The sequence below is a fragment of the Candidatus Kosakonia sp. 282A-S69 genome, assembly GCF_029433855.1.
Classification (GTDB): domain Bacteria; phylum Pseudomonadota; class Gammaproteobacteria; order Enterobacterales; family Enterobacteriaceae; genus Kosakonia; species Kosakonia cowanii_A.
In genome coordinates, this window is record NZ_JAROAU010000001.1 from 387,286 (window position 1) to 408,367 (window position 21,082).

Here is a 21,082-nt window from a genome sequence, read left to right on the forward strand (position 1 = left end):
AATATATGGCCGAATCTCATTTCCCGCTGACACTTTTCTCTGCCGCTATGGTCTACTTAGCGCGCTTCCGAAGTTTCACGTATTAACTTCCTTCGCATTTTTTTAGCCTGACGCGTGAATGACTCTCGCTTTCAGGAGCTTTTTCCTCTTTTTGAGTTGCTTGCATGAACTATATCAAAGCGATAACGCAGCAGAAGTTGAGCTTCCTGCTTGCGTTGTATATCGGCCTGTTTATGAATAGCGCTGTGTTTTACCGTCGGTTCGATGGTTATGCGCACGCCTTCACCCCGCTAAAAGGGCTCTCTGCGGTTGTTGAACTGGTCGCGACCGTGCTGGTCACCTTCTTTTTGCTGCGTGTCCTGTCGCTGTTTGGCCGACGCGTCTGGCGTATTCTTACCTCGCTGATTGTGGTCTTCTCGGCCGCCGCCAGCTACTACATGACTTTCCTTAACGTGGTAATTGGCTACGGCATCATCGCCTCGGTGATGACCACGGATATTGACCTCTCCAAAGAGGTCGTGGGCTGGCAGCTGTTCGTCTGGATCGTGGCGGTGAGCGCGCTGCCGCTGCTGTTTATCTGGCACAACCGCTGTCGTGACACCCTGCTACGCCAACTGCGCCAGCCCGGTGCGCGCATTCGCAGCGCGGGCCTTGTGGTGTTAGCCGGTCTGCTGGTGTGGGGGCCGATTCGCCTGATGGATGTGCAGCAGAAGCAGACCGAGCGCGCCTCGGGCGTTGATTTGCCGAGCTATGGCGGCGTGGTCGCAAACTCCTATCTGCCCTCCAACTGGCTCTCCGCGCTGGGGCTCTATGCCTGGGCGCGGGTTGATGAGTCTTCAGACAACAGCTCCCTGCTGAACCCAGCGACGAAGTTTACCTACGTTGCGCCGAAGGATATCGATGATACCTGGGTGGTGTTTATCATCGGTGAGACCACACGCTGGGATCATATGGGCATGCTTGGCTATGAACGCAACACCACGCCGAAGCTGGCGCAGGAGAAGAACCTCGTTGCCTTCCGCGGTTACTCGTGCGATACCGCGACCAAGCTCTCGTTGCGCTGTATGTTTGTGCGCGAAGGCGGCGCGGAGCCCAACCCGCAGCGCACGCTGAAAGAGCAGAATATTTTCGCGGTGCTCAAACAGCTCGGCTTCTCCAGCGATCTCTATGCCATGCAGAGCGAAATGTGGTTCTACAGCAACACCATGGCGGACAACATCGCTTACCGCGAGCAGATTGGCGCCGAGCCGCGTAACCGCGGCAAGCACGTTGATGACATGCTGCTGGTCGACGAGATGGATCGCTCGCTGGAGGAGAATGCTAACGGTAAGCATATGATTATTCTCCACACTAAAGGGTCGCACTTTAACTACACTCAGCGCTACCCGCGCAGCTTCGCGCAGTGGACGCCGGAGTGCATGGGCGTGGATCGTAAGTGCAGCAAAGAGGAGATGATCAACTCCTTTGATAACTCGGTGACCTATGTCGATCACTTTATCGATAGCGTGATCGATAAGATGCGCGACCGTAAAGCGATTGTGTTTTACGCAGCGGATCACGGCGAGTCGATCAATGAGCAGGAGCATCTGCACGGCACGCCGCGCCATATGGCACCGCCTGAGCAGTTCCGCGTTCCGATGATGGTGTGGATGTCTGATAAATATCTTGCGGACCCACAAAAGGCGCAGATGCTGGCGCAGCTTAAGCAGCAGGCGGCCTATAAAGCACCGCGCCGCCACGTTGAGCTGTACGACACCATTATGGGTTGCCTCGGTTATACCTCGCCGGATGGCGGGATTAACGAGAACAATAACTGGTGCCGTTTGCCGGCGCAGGCCGCGAAGTAACGGCGCTGCTGGCTTTCTCGCCAGTCAGTTAGCTTTTTTCGATTAAAGGATTGACGGGGCATGTTGGCGGCAGTAAGATGCGCCCCGCATTCGGTGATTGGCGCAGCCTGGTAGCGCACTTCGTTCGGGACGAAGGGGTCGGAGGTTCGAATCCTCTATCACCGACCAAATTTGAAAACCCCGCTTCGGCGGGGTTTTTTGCTTTCTGCGTCCGCACAATTGCCTGATGGCGGCTTCGCCTTATCAGGCCTACGCGATCCAGCACACCCATGATTCCGAATCCAGCACCCCCGTAGGCCGGATAAGCATTCACGCGCCATCCGACAAACCATCGATTCCGCAGGCAGCACCCCCGTAGGCCGGATAAGCGTTTACGCGCCATCCGGCAAACCATCGATTCCGCAGGCAGCACCCCCGTAGGCCGGATAAGCGTTCACGCGCCATCCGGCAAACCATCGATTCCGCAGGCAATTCATCCGGCAAAAACCAAAACTCACCGAAACTCCCCTTATCCCAGCTTCCCGCTGCCTGACGGCTATTTTTTGCGATATTCCATTGTATTTATTTATATATATAACGATCTTTTTTCGCGTTGCTTATGGATAAAGGCAGCATTTTGCGCTGTGCGTTTTAGCGTTCGCGGGATATACCGCTCAGATAATCATCATTCTGGTAGAAATTTTTCATAATCTGCATGAATGTTAATCACTGGGTAAGCGCGCTTTATAAGGGGAATATTCTGCTTCCGCGCCCTTAGCATAAATTTCCCTGCTGAATATGGTGGCTTGAACTTTTTTTTAACTTTGTTTGCCGATTCTCACCGTCGTTGTAAATCCCGGTTACCTGTATTGACGTTTTGACATTCTGTTGACAGATTGTAGGGCATGAGGGGCATTTCATGGAGAATCTGTACTGCAACTCAGTCAACCTTGTGAAAGGAATCCCCATCTCTCATAACGCCTGCGGGCACAACCGACCAGACCGGGTAAAAAACTAAAAAAGGCCTGTCGGACATACCCACTGCATGGGTAACAACACATATCACATTGGAGCAGAATCAATGAGTATTTCCTTGAAGAAGTCAGGGATGCTGAAGCTCGGTCTTAGCCTGGTGGCCATGACCGTCGCGGCAAGCGTGCAGGCTAAAACCCTGGTTTATTGTTCTGAAGGTTCGCCCGAAGGCTTTAACCCACAGCTTTTCACCTCTGGTACCACTTACGATGCCAGCTCTGTGCCAATTTATAACCGTCTGGTTGAGTTCAAAACCGGCACCACGGAAGTGATTCCGGGTCTGGCGGAGAAGTGGGACATCAGCGAAGACGGCAAAACCTACACCTTCCACCTGCGTAAGGGCGTGAAGTGGCAGGACAACAAAGAGTTCAAACCGACGCGTGAATTCAACGCCGATGACGTGGTGTTCTCTTTTGATCGTCAGAAAAATGCCCAGAACCCCTACCATAAAGTCTCTGGCGGCAGCTACGAATACTTCGAAGGCATGGGTCTGCCGGATCTGATTAGCGAAGTCAAAAAAGTCGACGATCACACCGTGCAGTTCGTGCTGACGCGCCCGGAATCGCCGTTCCTCGCTGACCTGGCGATGGACTTCGCCTCCATCCTCTCCAAAGAGTACGCGGACAACATGCTGAAAGCCGGCACGCCGGACAAAGTGGACCTCAACCCAATCGGTACCGGTCCGTTCCAGCTGCTGCAATACCAGAAAGATTCGCGCATTCTCTACAAAGCGTTTGAAGGCTTCTGGGGCACCAAGCCGAAGATCGATCGCCTGGTCTTCTCCATCACGCCGGACGCTTCCGTGCGTTACGCCAAGCTGCAGAAAAACGAATGTCAGGTGATGCCGTACCCGAACCCGGCTGACATCGCGCGCATGAAGCAGGACAAAAACATTAACCTGATGGAGCAGGCTGGCCTGAACGTCGGTTACATGTCCTTTAATACCGAGAAAAAACCGTTTGATGATGTGAAAGTGCGCCAGGCGCTGACCTACGCGGTAAACAAAGAAGCGATCATCAAAGCGGTCTATCAGGGCGCGGGCGTTGCGGCGAAAAACCTGATTCCGCCGACCATGTGGGGCTATAACGATGACGTTAAAGACTACACCTACGATCCCGAGAAGGCGAAGCAGCTGCTGAAAGAAGCCGGTCATGAGAAGGGCTTCACCGTTGAGCTGTGGGCTATGCCGGTACAGCGTCCGTACAACCCGAACGCGCGCCGTATGGCAGAGATGATTCAGTCTGACTGGGCGAAAGTGGGCGTACAGGCCAAAATCGTGACCTACGAGTGGGGCGAGTACCTCAAGCGCGCGAAAGCGGGCGAGCACCAGGCCGTAATGATGGGCTGGACCGGCGACAACGGGGATCCGGATAACTTCTTCGCCACCCTGTTCAGCTGCGCCGCGGCGAAAGATGGCTCTAACTACTCACGCTGGTGCTACAAGCCGTTTGAAGATCTGATTCAGCCGGCGCGTGCGACCGACGACCACAACAAGCGTATTGAGCTCTACAAACAAGCGCAGGTGGTGATGCATGACCAGGCACCGGCGCTGATCGTCGCGCACTCCACCGTCTATGAGCCAGTGCGGAAAGAAGTGAAAGGCTATGTGGTTGATCCATTAGGCAAACACCACTTCGAAAACGTCTCTGTCGAATAATAAGTAAAATGCCTGACTTCCCCCTCTTCGCTGGAGGAGGGGGAAAGGTCTGTTCCCTCTTGTCATGAGAGTGGAAATACATTTGTGAGCAATACAGACGTGCCGTCGCCAGGCGTCGCGTCACTACTGAGAATCCGGGTTATGTTGCAGTTCATCCTCCGACGTCTGGGGTTAGTTATCCCGACGTTTATCGGTATCACCCTTCTCACCTTTGCCTTTGTCCATATGATCCCCGGCGATCCGGTGATGATCATGGCGGGTGAGCGTGGTATCTCCCCTGAGCGTCACGCTCAGTTGCTGGCCGAGCTCGGTCTCGACAAGCCGCTGTGGGAACAGTATGTCCACTATGTGTGGGGCGTACTGCACGGCGATTTAGGTCTCTCATTGAAGAGCCGTCTTCCGGTGTGGGACGAATTCGTGCCGCGCTTTAAAGCCACGCTGGAGCTGGGCGTCTGCGCGATGATTTTCGCCGTTGCCGTCGGCATTCCGGTGGGCGTACTTGCCGCGGTCAAACGCGGTTCCATCTTCGACCACACCGCGGTGAGCCTCGCGCTGACCGGCTACTCCATGCCGATCTTTTGGTGGGGCATGATGCTGATTATGCTGGTCTCGGTGCAGCTAAACCTGACGCCGGTCTCCGGGCGCGTCAGCGATATGGTGTTCCTTGATGACACCAACCCGTTAACCGGCTTTATGCTGATCGACACTGCCATCTGGGGCGAAGAGGGCAACTTTATTGATGCCGTCGCGCACATGATCCTGCCGGCCGTCGTGCTCGGCACCATTCCGCTGGCGGTGATTGTGCGTATGACGCGCTCCTCGATGCTGGAAGTGCTGGGCGAAGACTATATCCGCACCGCGCGCGCCAAAGGGCTGACCCGTATGCGGGTGATTATCGTCCATGCGCTGCGCAACGCGATGCTGCCGGTGGTGACGGTCATCGGTCTGCAGGTCGGCACCATGCTGGCGGGCGCGATTCTGACGGAAACCATCTTCTCCTGGCCTGGCCTTGGCCGCTGGCTGATTGATGCACTGCAACGCCGCGACTATCCGGTGGTGCAGGGCGGGGTGCTGCTGGTCGCGACGATGATTATCCTCGTCAACCTGCTGGTCGACCTGCTTTATGGCGTGGTGAACCCGCGTATTCGGCATAAGAAGTAAGGGGCCATCATGTCACAAGTTACTGAAAATAAACTTATCTCTGCACCAGTGCCGATGACGCCGATGCAGGAGTTCTGGCACTACTTCAAACGCAACAAAGGTGCGGTTGTCGGCCTGGCCTACGTCGTGGTGATGTTGATTATCGCCATCTTCGCCAACTTTATCGCGCCGCATAATCCGGCTGATCAGTTCCGCGATGCGCTGCTGGCACCGCCGGTCTGGCAGGATGGCGGCACCTGGACGCACATCCTCGGCACCGACGATGTGGGCCGCGACACGCTGTCGCGCCTGATGTTCGGCGCGCGCCTCTCGCTGCTGGTTGGCTGCCTGGTGGTGGCGCTGTCGCTGATTGCGGGGATTATCCTCGGCCTGGTAGCGGGTTACTTTGGCGGGCTTATCGACAACATCATTATGCGCATCGTCGACATCATGCTGGCACTGCCGAGCCTGCTGCTGGCGCTGGTGCTGGTCGCGATATTTGGCCCGTCGATCGTTAACGCCTCGCTGGCCTTGACCTTTGTCGCCCTGCCGCACTATGTGCGTCTGACGCGCGCCGCCGTGCTGGTGGAGGTAAACCGCGACTATGTGACCGCCTCCCGCGTGGCGGGCGCAGGAGCGATGCGTCAAATGTTCGTCAATATTTTCCCGAACTGCCTTGCACCGCTGATCGTTCAGGCGTCGCTCGGCTTCTCCAACGCCATTCTCGATATGGCCGCCCTTGGCTTCCTCGGCATGGGTGCGCAGCCGCCAACACCGGAGTGGGGCACCATGCTCTCCGACGTGTTGCAGTTCGCACAGAGTGCCTGGTGGGTCGTGACCTTCCCGGGTCTGGCGATCCTGCTGACGGTGCTGGCATTTAACCTGATGGGTGACGGACTGCGTGATGCGCTCGACCCCAAACTGAAGCAGTAAGAGGTTCGAGATGGCGTTATTAAATGTAGATAAATTATCGGTGCACTTCGGCGACGTTGGTGCCGAATTCCGCGCCGTAGACCGCGTAAGCTACAGCGTAAACCAGGGCGAAGTGATCGGTATCGTTGGCGAATCCGGCTCCGGTAAATCGGTCAGCTCGCTGGCGATCATGGGGCTGATTGATTTCCCCGGACGCGTCATGGCAGAGAAGCTGGAGTTCAACGGGCAGGACTTAACGCGGATTTCCGAAAAAGAGCGCCGTAACCTGGTCGGCTCGGAAGTGGCGATGATTTTCCAGGATCCGATGACCAGCCTCAACCCCTGCTACACGGTCGGTTTCCAGATTATGGAAGCGATCAAAGTGCACCAGGGCGGTAATAAGAGAACGCGTCGCCAGCGGGCAATCGACCTGCTTAACCAGGTTGGTATTCCCGATCCGGCGTCGCGTCTGGACGTTTACCCGCACCAGCTCTCCGGCGGTATGAGCCAGCGCGTGATGATCGCGATGGCGATTGCCTGCCAGCCGAAGCTGCTGATTGCCGATGAACCGACCACTGCACTGGACGTCACCATCCAGGCGCAAATCATCGAGCTGTTGCTGGAACTGCAGCAGCAAAAGAACATGGCGCTGATCCTGATTACGCACGATCTGGCGCTGGTGGCGGAAGCGGCGCACAAAATCATCGTGATGTATGCAGGCCAGGTGGTGGAAGCGGGCGAAGCGCGGGATATCTTCCGCGCGCCGCGTCACCCTTACACCCAGGCGCTGCTGCGCGCGCTGCCGGAGTTTGCGCAGGACAAAGCGCGTCTGGCGTCACTGCCGGGTGTTGTACCGGGGAAATATGACCGCCCGAGCGGCTGTCTGCTCAACCCGCGCTGCCCCTATGCGACGGACAAATGCCGTGTCGATGAGCCGGATCTGAACACCGTCGACGGCGGCCGTCAGTCCAAATGTCACTACCCACTCGATGATGCCGGGAGGCCGAATTATGAGTACGCATGAGGCCACTTTGCAGCAGCCGCTGTTGCAGGCGATCGATCTAAAAAAACACTACCCGGTGAAGAAGGGCTTATTCGCCCCGGAGCGCATGGTCAAAGCGCTGGACGGCGTCTCGTTTTCGCTGGAGCGCGGTAAAACGCTGGCGGTGGTCGGCGAGTCCGGCTGCGGCAAATCAACGCTTGGCCGCCTGCTGACGATGATTGAAACGCCGACCGGCGGCGAGCTTTACTACCAGGGCCAGGATCTCCTCAAGCACGATCCGCAGGCGCAGAAGCTGCGCCGGCAGAAAATCCAGATTGTCTTTCAGAACCCCTATGGCTCGCTCAACCCGCGTAAAAAAGTGGGGCAGATCCTCGAAGAGCCGCTGTTGATTAACAGCTCGCTCAGCAAAGAGGCGCGCCGCGAGAAAGCGCTGGCGATGATGGCGAAAGTGGGGCTGAAAACCGAGCATTACGACCGCTATCCGCATATGTTCTCCGGCGGTCAGCGTCAGCGTATTGCCATCGCCCGTGGTCTGATGCTCGACCCGGACGTGGTGATTGCCGATGAACCGGTTTCGGCGCTCGACGTCTCCGTGCGTGCGCAGGTGCTGAACCTGATGATGGATCTGCAGCAGGATTTGGGGCTCTCCTACGTCTTTATCTCTCACGACCTGTCGGTGGTGGAGCATATTGCCGATGAGGTGATGGTGATGTACCTCGGCCGCTGCGTGGAGAAGGGCAGCAAAGCGCAGATCTTCGCCAACCCGCGCCACCCTTACACCCAGGCGCTGCTCTCCGCGACCCCGCGTCTCAACCCGGATGATCGCCGCGAGCGCATTAAGCTCACCGGCGAGCTGCCGAGCCCGCTCAATCCACCGCCGGGTTGTGCCTTTAATGCCCGCTGTAGCCGTCGCTTCGGCCCCTGCACCCAGTTGCAGCCGCAGTTGAAGGAGTACAACGGTCAGCTGGTGGCCTGTTTTGCGGTGGATAAAGATGAGAACCGCGAGATCCCGCAGGTGTAGTGTGGACGCTGGCTCGTAACGCGTAGGCCGGATAAGGCGCAACCGCCATCCGGCATGTTTCGCGGCGCTGATGCCGGATGGGTGGAAGGGTTCCGTTCACCACGGGGATGGGAGCCTCATAAATCATCTGTGCGGTGAACGGGACAAGGGAAGCGGCCGCGCTCCCCTTGTCAATCCCCGCGGCCCCGCGAGGAAATCGGTGCTGCGCACTGCGCTCACCTCCCGCGTGCCTGACTGCGGCCGGCTCTACTCGACATCCTGTCTCGGTTCGCCTCTGGACGCCATCCCTGGCGTCCAGACCTTGTCATTCCCGCTTCGGTTCGCCGATTTCAGCGGGGACACAACCCTTCGCTGTCATATTGCAGATATAAAGCCGCACCAGTGTCGCTGAAAGCACGTTTTGGTAGGCCGGATAAGGCGCAGCCGTCATCCGGCAATCGTGCCGCGAGGATAATGCCGGATGGCGCGTACCGCTTATCCGGCCTACGCCGTTTCAGCGACTTCTTTCATATAGGCCGGTTAAGGCGCAGCCGCCATCCGGCAATCAATACCGGGGTATGTGATGTGGGTTGTCGCGGTTTTGGTAGGCCGGATAAGGCGAAGCCGCCATCCGGCAATGGTGCCGCGAGGATAATGCCGGATGGCGCGTACCGCTTATCCGGCCTACGCCGTTTCAGCGACTGCTTTCATATAGGCCGGTTAAGGCGCAGCCGCCATTCGGCAATCAATGCCGGGGTATGTGATATGCGTTGTCGCGGTTTTGTAGGCCGGATAAGGCGCAGCCGTCATCCGGCAATCGTGCCGCGAGGATAATGCCGGATGGCGCGTACCGCTTATCCGGCTTACGCGGTTTCAGCAGCGCTTCGTACTGCATTATTCTGTTTATGCTCTTTTCTGGCCTGCGTTCGCTGCTTAAACAAACTAATTTATCTTTAGTCTTCGTATAAATATCGCACAACTCTTCACTGGCAGCGATTAACGCTGTCGCCTCTCTTCGCGCCTAAAAAAAAAGATGCAATCAGCAGCATTATTTATATATTTAGTGCCAGTTAAAGCGCGAATTAGCACCACTAAAATTAATAGCGCAACCGCAGGCCGCAGGTCATCGCCGTTACATTCACCTGTACCCTCATAAAAAGCACCACCAATAAAAACATTCATCACCCTACGCGTGGCAGAAGAGCCTCTCCTGCTGGTGGGGGAACGCGTTTATTGCGTAAATCACGGACTTAACCATGAAGCACTATGATGATTTGCAGAGATTCAGGGAGAAGAGCGGCAAACAGCATCACGCCTTCAAAGACCTCTCTACCCAATCCCTTGCTGCCGACCAGGGTAACTGGGCGATCCTCAACCAGCTCGCGCCCGCCGACGACAATGCCGGGCTGGCGCTGGGTGGGCATGTCGCCTCTCCCGTTCCACAACCCATTAATAGCGAGCACTTCGCCGCCGGGGCGCAAATAAGCGCCCCGCCAATCCCGAGCGCCAGCCAACCCGATCACCCCCCCGTGCCGCGACCGGCTGCGGCGTTGCAGCGTGACGCCAGCATTCACTACGACCAGCTCTTTGCCGCGAAGCCTGCACAGACCAAGCCGCGCAGCCAGAAGAACCAGCCTCTACAACCGTTGCTAGAAAGGATTGCCGCATGCCGCTGATTTGTGTCTGCTCACCGAAAGGCGGAACCGGGAAAACGACCCTTGCGGCGAACCTCGCCTATGCGCTGGCCCGCAACGGCAGCAAAGTGCTGGCACTCGATTTCGACGTGCAAAATAGCCTGCGCCTGCACTTCGGCGTACCGCTCTCCGACACGCGCGGCTACGTTGCCCGCGCGGCAGATGCCTCCGACTGGAGCCAGTTTGTCCTCACCGCAGGCGGCAATATTTTTGTCCTGCCCTATGGCGATGCCACCGGCGCGCAGCGCCGCGACTTTGAGCAGCGCCTCACCCACGACGAGCACTTTCTCACCCGTGGGCTTAACACGCTGCTTAACTATCCGGGGCTGATAATTGTCGCCGACTTCCCGACAGGCCCCTCGGCGGCGTTAACGGCGCTGTCCCGCCAGGCCGATCTGCACCTTATCCCGCTGCTGGCGGATAGCGCCTCGCTCTCACTACTGCCGCAGATTGAAAACCACCACCTGACCGGCGAGGTATTGAATCAGAAAGCGGGCCACTTTGTGGTGCTCAACCAGAGCGATAACCGCCGCCAGATCAGCCGCGATGTCACTGCGTTTATGGAACAGCGCCTCGGCAACCAGCTACTCGGCGTGCTGCACCGCGACGAGAGCGTGGTGGAAGCCAATGCTTCACAACAGTCGGTGTTCGACTTCAGCCCGGCCTCGGCTGCGGCATTTGATATTGAGCTTATCGCCAAACGCGCCGCCGGTATGCTGGGCGTCACCATCGGCGACGGCACGCTGCACAACTCGCCGCGCATGCCGGGACTCTAAGCGTCAGGACAACTATGAAAAAGATCCTCTCTCTCCTGCTGGCGCTGGTTATGCTGCCGCTCGCCCTGCTGGTGATCATCACGCCGATGGACAGCCAGAAGCAGTACATTTTCGGCCTCATCAGCATCGGCGCGCTGTTCATCGCCGGCACTCTCAGTAAAAAGCGCAGCGTCTCGCTGGTGATGGTGGCGATGTCGGTGCTGCTCTCCACCCGCTATATGTACTTTCGCCTGACCCAGACGCTGCACTTCAACTCGGAAATTGAAACGCTGCTCGGCATGGGGCTGTTTCTGGCCGAAGTCTATGTCTGGGTGATGCTGCTGCTCAGCTACCTGCAAACCGCCTGGCCGCTGAAGCGCGACATTGTGCCGCTGCCGGATGACACCAGCCTGTGGCCGACGGTCGATGTCTATATACCCTCCTACAACGAGCCGTTGGAGGTGGTGCGCGACACGGTGCTGGCGGCGCAGTGTCTCGACTACCCGCGCGACAAACTGAAGATCTACCTGCTCGACGATGGTAAACGCAGCGAGTTCGCGGTATTTGCCGCCGATGCTGGCGTTGGCTACATCACGCGCAGTGACAACGCCCACGCGAAAGCGGGCAACCTCAACCATGCGATGAAGCTGACCCACGGTGAGTTAATTTGTGTTTTTGACTGCGACCACGTGGCGACCCGCATCTTTCTCCAGGCCACCGTCGGCGGTTTCTTGCAAGACCCGAAACTGGCGCTGGTGCAGACGCCGCACTACTTCTACTCACCGGATCCGTTTGAGCGCAACCTCTCGGTCGGGCGCAATATCCCCAATGAAGGGGCGCTCTTCTACGGCCCAATCCAGCAGGGAAATGACAACTGGAACGCCACCTTCTTCTGCGGCTCCTGCGCGGTTATTCGCCGCAGCGCGCTCGATCAGATTGGCGGCTTTGCGGTGGAAACCGTTACCGAAGATGCCCACACCGCGCTGAAGTTGCAGCGGCTTGGCTGGGGCTCGGCGTTTATTGATATCCCGCTGGCGGCAGGGCTGGCGACCGAGCGTCTGGTGCTGCATGTGATTCAGCGTACCCGCTGGGCGCGCGGCATGACGCAGATCTTCCGTCTCGATAATCCGCTGCTCGGACGAGGGCTGACGCTGCAACAGCGGCTCTGCTACCTCAGCGCGATGCTCTATTACCAGTTTGCTATGCCGCGAATTGCCTTCTTAACCGCGCCGCTGGCCTACTTGCTCTTTAACCTCAATATCATTCACGCCTCGGCGAGCCTGATCTTCGCCTACGCGCTGCCGCACCTCTTTCTCGCGGTGTATGTTAACTCGCGGCTGAATGGGCGCTTTCGTTACAGCTTCTGGGGTGAGATTTATGACCTGGTGCTCGCCTTCCACATTGTGCTGCCGACAGCGGTCACGATGCTCTTTCCGAAACGCGGCAAATTCAACGTCACCGACAAAGGCGGGCTGCTCAACGTCGGCTACTTCGACTTCAGCGTGGTGCGTCCGCATCTGATTATCGCTCTGCTGCTTGGCGCAGGGGTGATCGCCGGGATTGTCCGTACCTGCGCTCACGACTACTTCGGCGTCGATCCGCGCGTCATTGCCCTCAACGTCGGCTGGGGGTTATACAGCCTTATCTTCCTGCTGGCAGCGATTGCGGTGGCGCGCGAAACGCGGCAAACCCGCAAAACCATCCGCATTGAGGTCGGGATTCCGGTGCTGATCCACTACGCCAGCGGCATTGTCTCCCGCAGCAAGACGGCGGATCTGTCGATGGGTGGCTGCCGCATTATCGCCCCGGACGATCGTCATCTGAACGAGACGATCGAGGAGATCGAGTTGCTGCTGCACTCCGGGGCGATTCTCCTGCCGGTGCAGACCATTGCCAGCGATGAGAACTCCATCCGCTTGATGTTCAATGATATTCCGCTGGCGCGCCGCCGCGAACTGGTGCGTGTGGTGCTGGCGCGCGCCGATGCGTGGATCCACCCGCCGAAGCCGCAGGACAACCCATTCCGCTCCATGTTGACCATTGTGCGCTGCGTCTTTGACCTCTTCTGGCTCACCTGGCGTTCGCGGCGTGAAAACCGCCGCCTGCGCGCAGAAAAAGCGGCGAACGTGACGCAGGAGGAGAGCCGTATATGAAACGTCTCACCCTGTTAACCCTGCTGGCGAGCGCGCTGGTCACCGCGCCGCTGCACAGTGAGCCGACGCCTGTTGACGCGTTGCTACCGGCGCTCTCCGCCTTTGCTCCCTCGCGTGTCGAGAGCGTGTCGCTGGCGCAGATGGGCCAGCCGCAGGGGCTCACGCTCAGCGGCGGGCAGTTCCAGGGCGGGGTCGATTTCACGCTGCCGGTCGATCAAGTGGTCACCAACGCGCGGCTGGCGCTGAGCCTGAAAATCTCCCCGGCGCTGTCGGCGGCTAACGCCACGCTGCAACTGATGCTGAACGGGCAACCGCTCGGCACCGTGCCGTTGAGCACCGTCGACGGTGATACCGCCCGCTACCAGCTTGATGTGCCAGCGGCGCTGATGGTCTCCAGCAATAATCTCAGCTTCAAAATCAACGGCGGTGACGCCGTGCAGTGCCAGCGCGATGCCGACACCAAAAGGCATGTGACCATCCTGCCGGAGTCGCGCTTCGAGCTGGAAGGGCAGCAGCTCGATATGGGTGCCGATCTCAGCCGCTTCCCGCGCCCCTTTTTTGACAGCATGCAGATGACGCCCGCCGCCATCGCTATCGCTTTTTCGGCGAAACTGAGCCCCGATGCCCTTAGCGCCGGGGCGCTGATCGCCTCATGGTTAGGGATTCAGGCCGATTATCGCGGCGTCACCTTTGCTGCGTACCATGACCGCCTGCCGGAGAAAAACGGCATCCTCATTGGTCATCCGGGCGAGCTGATCGGTGGCCTGACGCTGCCGCAAAGCCACCAGCCGCTGCTGAAGATCATCGATAACCCGGCTAACCCGGTCTATAAGCTGCTGCTGGTGGTGGGCAAAGATGATGAGGCGCTGCGGGCGGCGGCCTGGCGTCTGACGCGCGGCGAGTTCGTGGCGCAAACCGCTGCCGCAGAAGTCGCGGCACAGACACTGCCGCGCAGCCAGCCCTACGATGCGCCGCGCTGGATCGCTACCGATCGTCCGGTGATGCTCTCAGAACTGATCCGCAAGGATCAAAGCCTGACCGCCACCGGCATCTGGCACCCGTCGCTCCAGGTCGCGTTTCGCGCCGCGCCGGATCTCTTTTTGTGGGACGGCGAGACCATTCCGCTGCATATCGGGTACCGCTTTCCCGCCGAAAACTGGATCGATGAAGAGCGCTCGTGGCTGAGCATGACCCTTAACAACACCTTCCTGCACAACCTGCCGATGAACAAGCAGGGCGCGCTGGAGGGGCTGTGGCATAAGCTCGGCGGCGATGCCCGCCAGGAGCAGTTTGATATGCCGCTTGAGCCCTACATGATCTATGGCGACAACCAGCTCTCCCTCTACTTCAATATCGTGCCGAAGGCGGATGCGCCGTGCAGCACCCTGTTGAACAACAACATCAAGAGCCGCATCGACGAGCACTCATGGATCGATCTCAGCCACACGCGCCACTTCGCGCTGCTGCCCAATCTCTCCTACTTTGTCGGCGCTTCATTCCCCTTCACCCGGCTGGCGGACTACGCCGAAACGGTGCTGATGCTGCCGCCCGCGCCGAGCGAAACGCAACTGGCAACGCTGCTGGATATGGCCGCGCGCGCGGGTAACGCCACTGGCACGGCCTTAACCCACAACCGTGTGCTGCTCGGCATGCCTTCCGGCGACCAGGCGCGTGCAGTGCTGGAGAACCGCGATGTGCTGGCGATAAGCGGTATGGATCAGCATGCGTTTAACCGCGCGCTGCTCGCCGACTCGCCCTTCACCGCCCATGACAGCACGCTGGGCGTGCGTAAACCGGGCAGGTGGCAGAAGGCGCAACGCTGGATGACGGGCGACTGGGCCGCCGAAGGGCTGGAGGCGGATCGCTACTTCTCCTCCAACGAAGCCTGGCGGGGCTTTATCAGCTTCCGTTCGCCGTGGAACAGCAAACGGCTGGTGGTGCTGGCGCTCGGCAGCAGTGATGGCCAACTGGCGCAGCTGCATGACGATCTCTCCTCGGCAACGATTAACGCCGGTATCCGCGGTGATGCGGCGATCATTACCGATGAGAACGGCGTGCGCAGTTTCCGCGTCGGCGAGCAGTTCCCGAGCGGCGAGATGCCGCCGCAGATGATGATTATCTGGTACGCCAACCAGCACTCGGCGCTACTGGCGCTGCTCGGCCTGCTGCTGGGCGCGCTGGCAGGCGGGCTGCTCTATCGCACCCTGAAACAGCGCGAGCGTAAACGACTCAACCCGGAGAAGCAGAAATGAAAAAGGTCACCGCGTTATTGTGCCTCTCCGGCGCGCTCAGCTTCGCGGCGCCCGGCCAGGCGCAGGTCTCGCCTAACCCGGCGGCGTTAAAAGCGCTGTTCGATCAGGCCAACTACTGGCATGAAAAATCCCACGACGATCTGGCGACGGCGTCGCTGCAAAAGGTGTTGATGGTCGATGCCAACAACACCCAGGCGCTCTACTTACTGGCGCTGTGGGCGCAGCAAAATGGCGATTTGAAACGTGCTGCGCAGTGGCGCGCGCGCCTGGTGCAAACCGCCCCGGCCGATGGCAGCCTGCAAGCGCTCGATAACGCCAACGCGCTGGCGCAGGTGCCACAGGGGCAGTTAACCCTGGCGCGGCAACAGGCGCGCAGCGGTAATATTCCGGCGGCGCTGGAGACCTGGCGCGGCCTGTTCAACGACAGTACGCCACCGCAGAGCCTGGCGCCGGAGTATTACCTCACCATGGCGAGCGACAAAAGCCTCTACCCGCAGGCGCTGGCACAGCTGCGCGCGCTGGTAGAGCAACATCCGCAGGATAACGCTGCGCGTATTGCGCTCGGCAAACTGCTGACCTGGCAGGAAGCGACGCGCCGCGAAGGGATGCTGACGCTGGAGCCAATGGCGGGCGGCAGCAAAGAGGCTGATGAGGGGCTGCGCCAGGCGCTATTGTGGCTTGCTCCGCAGGCGGGCGATGAGCGCTTCTACGACACCTGGTTGCAGCGCCATCCTGATGACAGCGAAATGCAGGCCTGGTATCGCAAAAGCATTGGCGGGCGGGCAAAAGGCGCAGGCTTTGAGGCGCTCAACAGCGGCGACAGCAGTGCAGCGAAGCGCCAGTTTGAACAGGTGCTGCAAACCAACCCGCAGGATGCCGACGCGCTGGCGGGCATGGGCTATATCGCCCAGCGCAACGGCGATTACCAGGCGGCGGCGCAATATCTTAGCCGGGCGGCAAGCCAGGGCGGCGAGGCTTCCGACGAGCGGCGGGCGCAGGCTGAAGATGCCGCTTTTTATGGCCAACTGGCGCAGGCGCAGCAGGCACTGAAAGAGGGGAACCTCAGCCAGGCGCTGGCGATCTCCGCGCCGCTGGCAGAGCAAAACGGCGAGCGCGGTACGGCGGCGAAGCTGTTTCGCGCCGATGTCCTGCGCCAGAACAGAGATTACCCGCAGGCGGAGCAGGCGCTGCGCGGCGTGCTCAATAGCGAGCCGCAAAACGCTCCGGCGCGGGAAAACCTCTACTACGTGTTGCGTGAGCAGAACAAAACCGCTGAGGCGCAGACCATTCTGCGCACCTTGCCCGCCGCCCTGCAGGCGAAGCTGCAGTCGCGCACGGTGAGTGGTACGCCGGGCGATCCGCTGCGCCGCGAAGCGCAACAGCTGGCGGCAAACGGCAACCGTCAGCAGGCCATTGCCGTGCTGCGTCAGGGGGTGGCGCGCTTACCGGATGATGCCTGGCTGCGTCTCGATCTGGCGCGTCTGCTGGTGCAGGCCGGGCAGGAGAACGAAGCGGCGAATGTGATGCTGCCCGCGCAGCGTCAGGGAGCCGGGGCCAGCGCGCTCTATGCCGCCGCGCTGTTTGCCAGTGAGCAGGGGGGCTGGCAGCAGGCCAGCGCTTTGCTGGGGCGCATTTCGCCTGCCAGCCAGACGACACAGATGCGAGAGCTGGCACAGCGAGCCAACTATAACTTACAGATGGTCACCGCCGAGCGCTACCTGGCGCAGGGCAATATGACCGCCGCCGCCAACACCCTGAAAGCGCTGGCGCAAACTTCGCCCGCAAGCCCGGTCGATGCCGGGAAACTGGCGCGTATGCTGGCGCGCAGCGGCGATCTCACCTCGGCGGTCGCGCTGGTGCGCGGCAATATGCGCCAGGGCGTGCAGGGCAACGCCGGGGATTATGCCGATCAGGTTGCCGTGCTTAACCAGGCGGGACTGAACGCCGAAGCGCAGGCGTTTGTCGAAAGCCCCGAGATGCAGGCGCGCAGCACGCCCGCGCAGCTTGCCGGGGTACGCAACGGCTATGTCATCAACGAGGCCGACAGGCTGCGCGAGCAGGGAAACTACGCCGCGGCGTACGACACGCTGATCCGCGCATTGCAAAACGACCCGCAGAATACCGACTTGATGTTCGCGATGGGGCGCCTCTACCAGTCCGGCAAGATGAACAAAGAGGCGGGCGTGCTCTATGACTACCTGATGACCCGCGACAGCGACGCTCAGGCGGCGCGCGTCGGCGCGATTGATGTCGCACTGGCACAGAACAACGTCGAGAAAGCGCAATCCCTCGCCAGCGGCCTGCGCAGCGACACCTCGCCGGACCGTCTGCTGTTACTGGCGCGGCTGGAGGAGGCGAAAGGCAACCACCAGCAGGCGATGACCTATCTACGCAGCGCGCGCGGCAAGCTGGTCGGTCTGGAGGCCAGCAACGCTGCAGGTACGCCAACCCTCGGCGGGGTGCTGCTGGCGGATAACCCCTTCACCACCACCAGTAAAACGCCGTCGCCTTACGGGCAAGCTATGCCATGGCAGGTGGCGCAGACGGCGCGCGAGCCGGGTAGCCTGTTGCCGGGCACTGCGCGCACCGATCTGCCCCTCGAGACCACGCAAAGCCGCACGCTGCGCCAGGTGGACGAGATGATGCAGCAGATGAACGATAAAACCGGCATGTGGTTGCAGGGTGCGGTGGCAATCCGCGGGCGCGACGGTGAGACGGGCACCAGCAAACTGACGGAGGCGAAAGCGCCGCTCAGCTGGTCCAGCTCGCCGTTTGGCGAGTCGCGCTTTGAGTTGACCGCCACGCCGGTTTCCCTCAGTTCAGGCAGCGCCTCGGGCGATGCCTGGCGGCGTTATGGCAGCAACCCGCTGGCGGATGCAGCGACCAATCTGGCGGCCTCCATCAAAACGGCGAACAGTTCAACGGCCACGGACGGCAGCGATAAGTTCACCGATCTTGCCCGCTACGCCGACGCCGGGAAGTTATCCCCCTTTACCGAAGAGGGATTCGACAACCTCAGCGCGCTGCTTGGCTCAAACCGTTTACAACGCCTGAGCGAGTCGACCTACAAGAAAAGTTATAACGATCCGATCCGCGCCTCGACCGATGCGCAGAACGGCAGCGGCGTTGAGTTGAATATGGCGCTGAGCGGCGAGGGCTATAAGCTCGACATTGGCACCACCCCGCTGGGGGAGGATCTCAGTACGCTGGTGGGCGGCGTGAAATGGTCGCCGAAGCTGACCAACTACCTGACGCTGATCCTCACCGGCGAGCGGCGCGCGGTCACCGACAGCCTGCTCTCTTACGTCGGCTTGCAGGATAAGTTCTCCGGCGAGCGCTGGGGGCGGGTGACCAAAAACGGCGGTAGCGCGCAGCTGAGTTACGATGATGGCGATGCCGGGTTCTATATTGGCGGCGGTGGCTACAGCTATCTCGGTGAGAACGTGGCCAGCAACACTAGCCTCAATGCTAACGCCGGGGTCTATTTACGCCCGTGGCATGATGATTTCCGCCAGTTGCAGACCGGCCTGAGCATCAGCTGGATGGATTACGCGAAGAACCTCAGCTACTTCACCTTTGGCCAGGGCGGTTATTTCAGCCCGCAGAACTATGTCAGCGTCTCGCTGCCTGTGGACTTCACGCAGAAGATCGATAACTGGAGAGTGCGCCTTGGCGGCGCGGTAGGGTATCAATCCTACACCCAGGATAAGAGCGACTACTTCCCGACCTCGCCGCAGGCGCAGGGGATGCTGGAGCAGCTGGCAGCGCTCGGCTTTATCAAAGAGGCGCAGTACCGTGGCGCGTCGCAAAACGGCATCGGCTACAACTTCCGCGCCGGGCTGGATTACAACGTGAACAAAAATATGTCGGTGGGCGGCAACGTTGGGTATGACACCTTCGGCAGTTATAACGAAAGCACCGCAGGCATCTGGCTGCGGTATATGTTGGGAGAGAAATAATGAGCAGTAACCTGTCCCCTGAACTGGCCTGGCATCAGCAACAGCAGACGCCGCCGGGCTGGTTTGATCTGCTTAACGTGATAATCGATGGCATGGTGAGAAACGTTGGCGAAGCGCAGAGCCTGCTGTTTTTACGCCAGATGGGCGAGAGGCTGGCCGCGCAGACGCCGCTTGCGCCATCCACCACCGTCGGCGAGCTGGAAGCGGCGATCAATGCCAGGCTGGCCGCCTTTCACTGGGGAGTGATGGATATTGAGACCCACGACAGCGGCATGACCTTCCGCCACCGCGCGCTGCCCGTCGCCCGCGATGAGGCGCAGCAGACACGCTGGTGTCACGCCTTTTGCGCCGTGCTGGAGGGGCTTTATGGCCGCTGGATGCAGGATCAGGGCGGCGATGCGCGCCTCGTGTTTAACCGGGAAGCGCTCTATTCTGTCTCGGATGTTCTCTTTCGCTACGCCAACCCAGAGTGAGATTCGCTATGTTTAAACCCCTCTTTAGCGCAATGGTCATGCTAATCAGCCTGCTCTTTTCCACCGTGTCGCAGGCGGCGACCGCCTGGGAGAGTTACAAAGCGCGCTTTTTAATGCCCGACGGGCGAATTGTCGATACCGGCAATAACAACGTCTCTCACACGGAAGGGCAGGGTTTCGCCATGCTGATGGCGGTCGGCAATAACGATAAAGCCGCGTTCGACAGCATGTGGCACTGGACCCATACCACGTTGCAAAACAAGGAAAACGGCCTCTTTTACTGGCGCTATAACCCGGTAGAGGCCGATCCGATCGCCGATAAAAACGATGCCACCGATGGCGATATCCTTATCGCGTGGGCGCTGTTAAAGGCGGGCCAGCGCTGGAATCAGCCCACCTACACCGCCGCGTCGGACGCCATTACCCAGGCGGTGCTGAAACATACCGTCACCACCTTTGCTGGCTATCATGTGATGTTGCCGGGGGCGAAAGGCTTTAATCTCCACAGCCGCGTGACGCTGAACCCCTCCTACTTCATCTTCCCGGCGTGGCAGGATTTCGCCAACCGCAGCCACCGGACAATCTGGCAGCAGCTGATTGATGACGGGCAAAAAATGGTGGGCAAGATGGCCTTCGGCAAACCGCACCTGCCGACCGACTGGGTCTCTCTCTCGGCAGACGGCACCTTTAGCCCGGCAACGGAGTGGCCGCCGCGCATGAGCTACGATGCCATTCGCGTGCCGCTCTATATTGCCTGGCACAATCCGCAGAGCGCGCTGTTAGCACCGTGGCGTCGCTGGTGGCAGGGGTTTGAGCGCAGCCAAACGCCGGCGTGGGTGAATGTGACCACCAACGAGAATGCGCCTTACAACATGAATGAAGGGTTGCTGGCGGTACGGGATTTAACCGTTGGCGAGGCGACGGGAGAGCCGCAGATCACTGCGCAGGATGATTACTACTCCGCGAGCCTGAAAATGCTGGTCTGGCTGGCACAGCAGCGCTAGCGCCTGATGCCGGGAGGCGGCTGCGCCTTACCCGGCCTACGTTAATGTGCGGTATGAATGTGCGGTGCATGATGCCGGGTGGCGGCTTTGCCTTACCCGGCCTACGTTAATGTGCGATATGAATTTGCGGTGCGTGATGCCGGGTGGCGGCTGCGCCTTACCCGGCCTACGTTAATGTGCGGTATGAATGTGCGGTGCATGATGCCGGGTGGCGGCTTTGCC

The 21,082-nt window shown here is 59.7% G+C and carries 13 protein-coding genes and 1 tRNA gene; all 14 read left to right on the forward strand.

Annotated features, from left to right (window positions below):
• The first annotated feature begins 164 nt into the window (after nt 1–164).
• The 14 genes from eptB to PU683_RS01860 all read left to right on the forward strand — a co-directional run bounded on the left by eptB (nt 165) and on the right by PU683_RS01860 (nt 20,860).
• The gene (gene eptB / locus PU683_RS01795; protein WP_277169830.1) at nt 165–1,847 is read left to right on the forward strand and encodes a kdo(2)-lipid A phosphoethanolamine 7''-transferase; all 1,683 of its coding nucleotides are present in this window, start codon (nt 165–167) and stop codon (nt 1,845–1,847) included.
• 91 nt (nt 1,848–1,938) lie between these two features.
• Nucleotides 1,939–2,015 (forward strand) — tRNA-Pro (locus tag PU683_RS01800).
• A gap of 892 nt (nt 2,016–2,907) precedes the next feature.
• The gene (gene dppA / locus PU683_RS01805) at nt 2,908–4,515 is read left to right on the forward strand and encodes a dipeptide ABC transporter periplasmic-binding protein DppA (RefSeq protein ID WP_277169831.1); all 1,608 of its coding nucleotides are present in this window, start codon (nt 2,908–2,910) and stop codon (nt 4,513–4,515) included.
• A 141-nt stretch (nt 4,516–4,656) separates the two neighbouring features.
• Nucleotides 4,657–5,676, forward strand: a complete 1,020-nt coding sequence (dppB, locus tag PU683_RS01810; protein WP_187800815.1) for a dipeptide ABC transporter permease DppB — start codon at nt 4,657–4,659, stop codon at nt 5,674–5,676.
• Nucleotides 5,677–5,685: 9 nt separating this feature from the next.
• Nucleotides 5,686–6,588 (forward strand): dipeptide ABC transporter permease DppC, encoded by a 903-nt coding sequence (gene dppC, locus PU683_RS01815; protein ID WP_277169832.1) that lies wholly within the window; start codon nt 5,686–5,688, stop codon nt 6,586–6,588.
• Between the two features lie 10 nt (nt 6,589–6,598).
• Entirely contained in the window at nt 6,599–7,591 is a 993-nt protein-coding gene (dppD, locus tag PU683_RS01820; RefSeq protein WP_277169833.1) for a dipeptide ABC transporter ATP-binding protein, read from the forward strand.
• Entirely contained in the window at nt 7,578–8,591 is a 1,014-nt protein-coding gene (dppF, locus tag PU683_RS01825; protein ID WP_277169834.1) for a dipeptide ABC transporter ATP-binding subunit DppF, read from the forward strand. Before dppD ends, dppF begins: the two co-directional genes overlap by 14 nt.
• 1,235 nt (nt 8,592–9,826) lie before the next feature.
• Nucleotides 9,827–10,246, forward strand: a complete 420-nt coding sequence (bcsO, locus tag PU683_RS01830) for a cellulose biosynthesis protein BcsO (protein ID WP_277169835.1) — start codon at nt 9,827–9,829, stop codon at nt 10,244–10,246.
• Nucleotides 10,237–11,040: a cellulose biosynthesis protein BcsQ gene (bcsQ, locus tag PU683_RS01835; RefSeq protein WP_277169836.1), complete on the forward strand. Its 804-nt coding sequence runs from the start codon at nt 10,237–10,239 to the stop codon at nt 11,038–11,040. Before bcsO ends, bcsQ begins: the two co-directional genes overlap by 10 nt.
• A gap of 14 nt (nt 11,041–11,054) precedes the next feature.
• Complete coding sequence (gene bcsA, locus PU683_RS01840; RefSeq protein WP_277169837.1) at nt 11,055–13,172, forward strand: UDP-forming cellulose synthase catalytic subunit; 2,118 nt, start codon at nt 11,055–11,057, stop codon at nt 13,170–13,172.
• A complete protein-coding gene (bcsB, locus tag PU683_RS01845) occupies nt 13,169–15,424 on the forward strand; it encodes a cellulose biosynthesis cyclic di-GMP-binding regulatory protein BcsB (protein WP_277169838.1) in 2,256 nt (751 codons plus the stop codon). Before bcsA ends, bcsB begins: the two co-directional genes overlap by 4 nt.
• Nucleotides 15,421–19,383 carry a cellulose biosynthesis protein BcsC gene (locus PU683_RS01850; RefSeq protein WP_277169839.1) on the forward strand — a complete coding sequence of 1,321 codons (3,963 nt, stop codon included), beginning with the start codon at nt 15,421–15,423 and terminating at the stop codon, nt 19,381–19,383. The genes bcsB and PU683_RS01850 overlap by 4 nt, the downstream gene beginning before the upstream one ends.
• Nucleotides 19,380–19,856 carry a cellulose biosynthesis protein BcsD gene (gene bcsD / locus PU683_RS01855; protein ID WP_277170471.1) on the forward strand — a complete coding sequence of 159 codons (477 nt, stop codon included), beginning with the start codon at nt 19,380–19,382 and terminating at the stop codon, nt 19,854–19,856. Before PU683_RS01850 ends, bcsD begins: the two co-directional genes overlap by 4 nt.
• An 8-nt stretch (nt 19,857–19,864) precedes the next feature.
• Nucleotides 19,865–20,860: a family 8 glycosyl hydrolase gene (locus tag PU683_RS01860; protein WP_277169840.1), complete on the forward strand. Its 996-nt coding sequence runs from the start codon at nt 19,865–19,867 to the stop codon at nt 20,858–20,860.
• The last annotated feature ends 222 nt before the right edge of the window (nt 20,861–21,082 follow it).

Excerpts from the sequence above, each read along its gene's own strand:
- eptB (WP_277169830.1), top strand. The coding sequence starts at position 165 with ATGAACTATATCAAAGCGATAACGCAGCAGAAGTTGAGCTTCCTGCTT.
- dppA (WP_277169831.1), top strand. The coding sequence starts at position 2,908 with ATGAGTATTTCCTTGAAGAAGTCAGGGATGCTGAAGCTCGGTCTTAGC.
- dppB (WP_187800815.1), top strand. The coding sequence starts at position 4,657 with ATGTTGCAGTTCATCCTCCGACGTCTGGGGTTAGTTATCCCGACGTTT.
- dppC (WP_277169832.1), top strand. The coding sequence starts at position 5,686 with ATGTCACAAGTTACTGAAAATAAACTTATCTCTGCACCAGTGCCGATG.
- dppD (WP_277169833.1), top strand. The coding sequence starts at position 6,599 with ATGGCGTTATTAAATGTAGATAAATTATCGGTGCACTTCGGCGACGTT.
- dppF (WP_277169834.1), top strand. The coding sequence starts at position 7,578 with ATGAGTACGCATGAGGCCACTTTGCAGCAGCCGCTGTTGCAGGCGATC.
- bcsO (WP_277169835.1), top strand. The coding sequence starts at position 9,827 with ATGAAGCACTATGATGATTTGCAGAGATTCAGGGAGAAGAGCGGCAAA.
- bcsQ (WP_277169836.1), top strand. The coding sequence starts at position 10,237 with ATGCCGCTGATTTGTGTCTGCTCACCGAAAGGCGGAACCGGGAAAACG.
- bcsA (WP_277169837.1), top strand. The coding sequence starts at position 11,055 with ATGAAAAAGATCCTCTCTCTCCTGCTGGCGCTGGTTATGCTGCCGCTC.
- bcsB (WP_277169838.1), top strand. The coding sequence starts at position 13,169 with ATGAAACGTCTCACCCTGTTAACCCTGCTGGCGAGCGCGCTGGTCACC.
- PU683_RS01850 (WP_277169839.1), top strand. The coding sequence starts at position 15,421 with ATGAAAAAGGTCACCGCGTTATTGTGCCTCTCCGGCGCGCTCAGCTTC.
- PU683_RS01860 (WP_277169840.1), top strand. The coding sequence starts at position 19,865 with ATGTTTAAACCCCTCTTTAGCGCAATGGTCATGCTAATCAGCCTGCTC.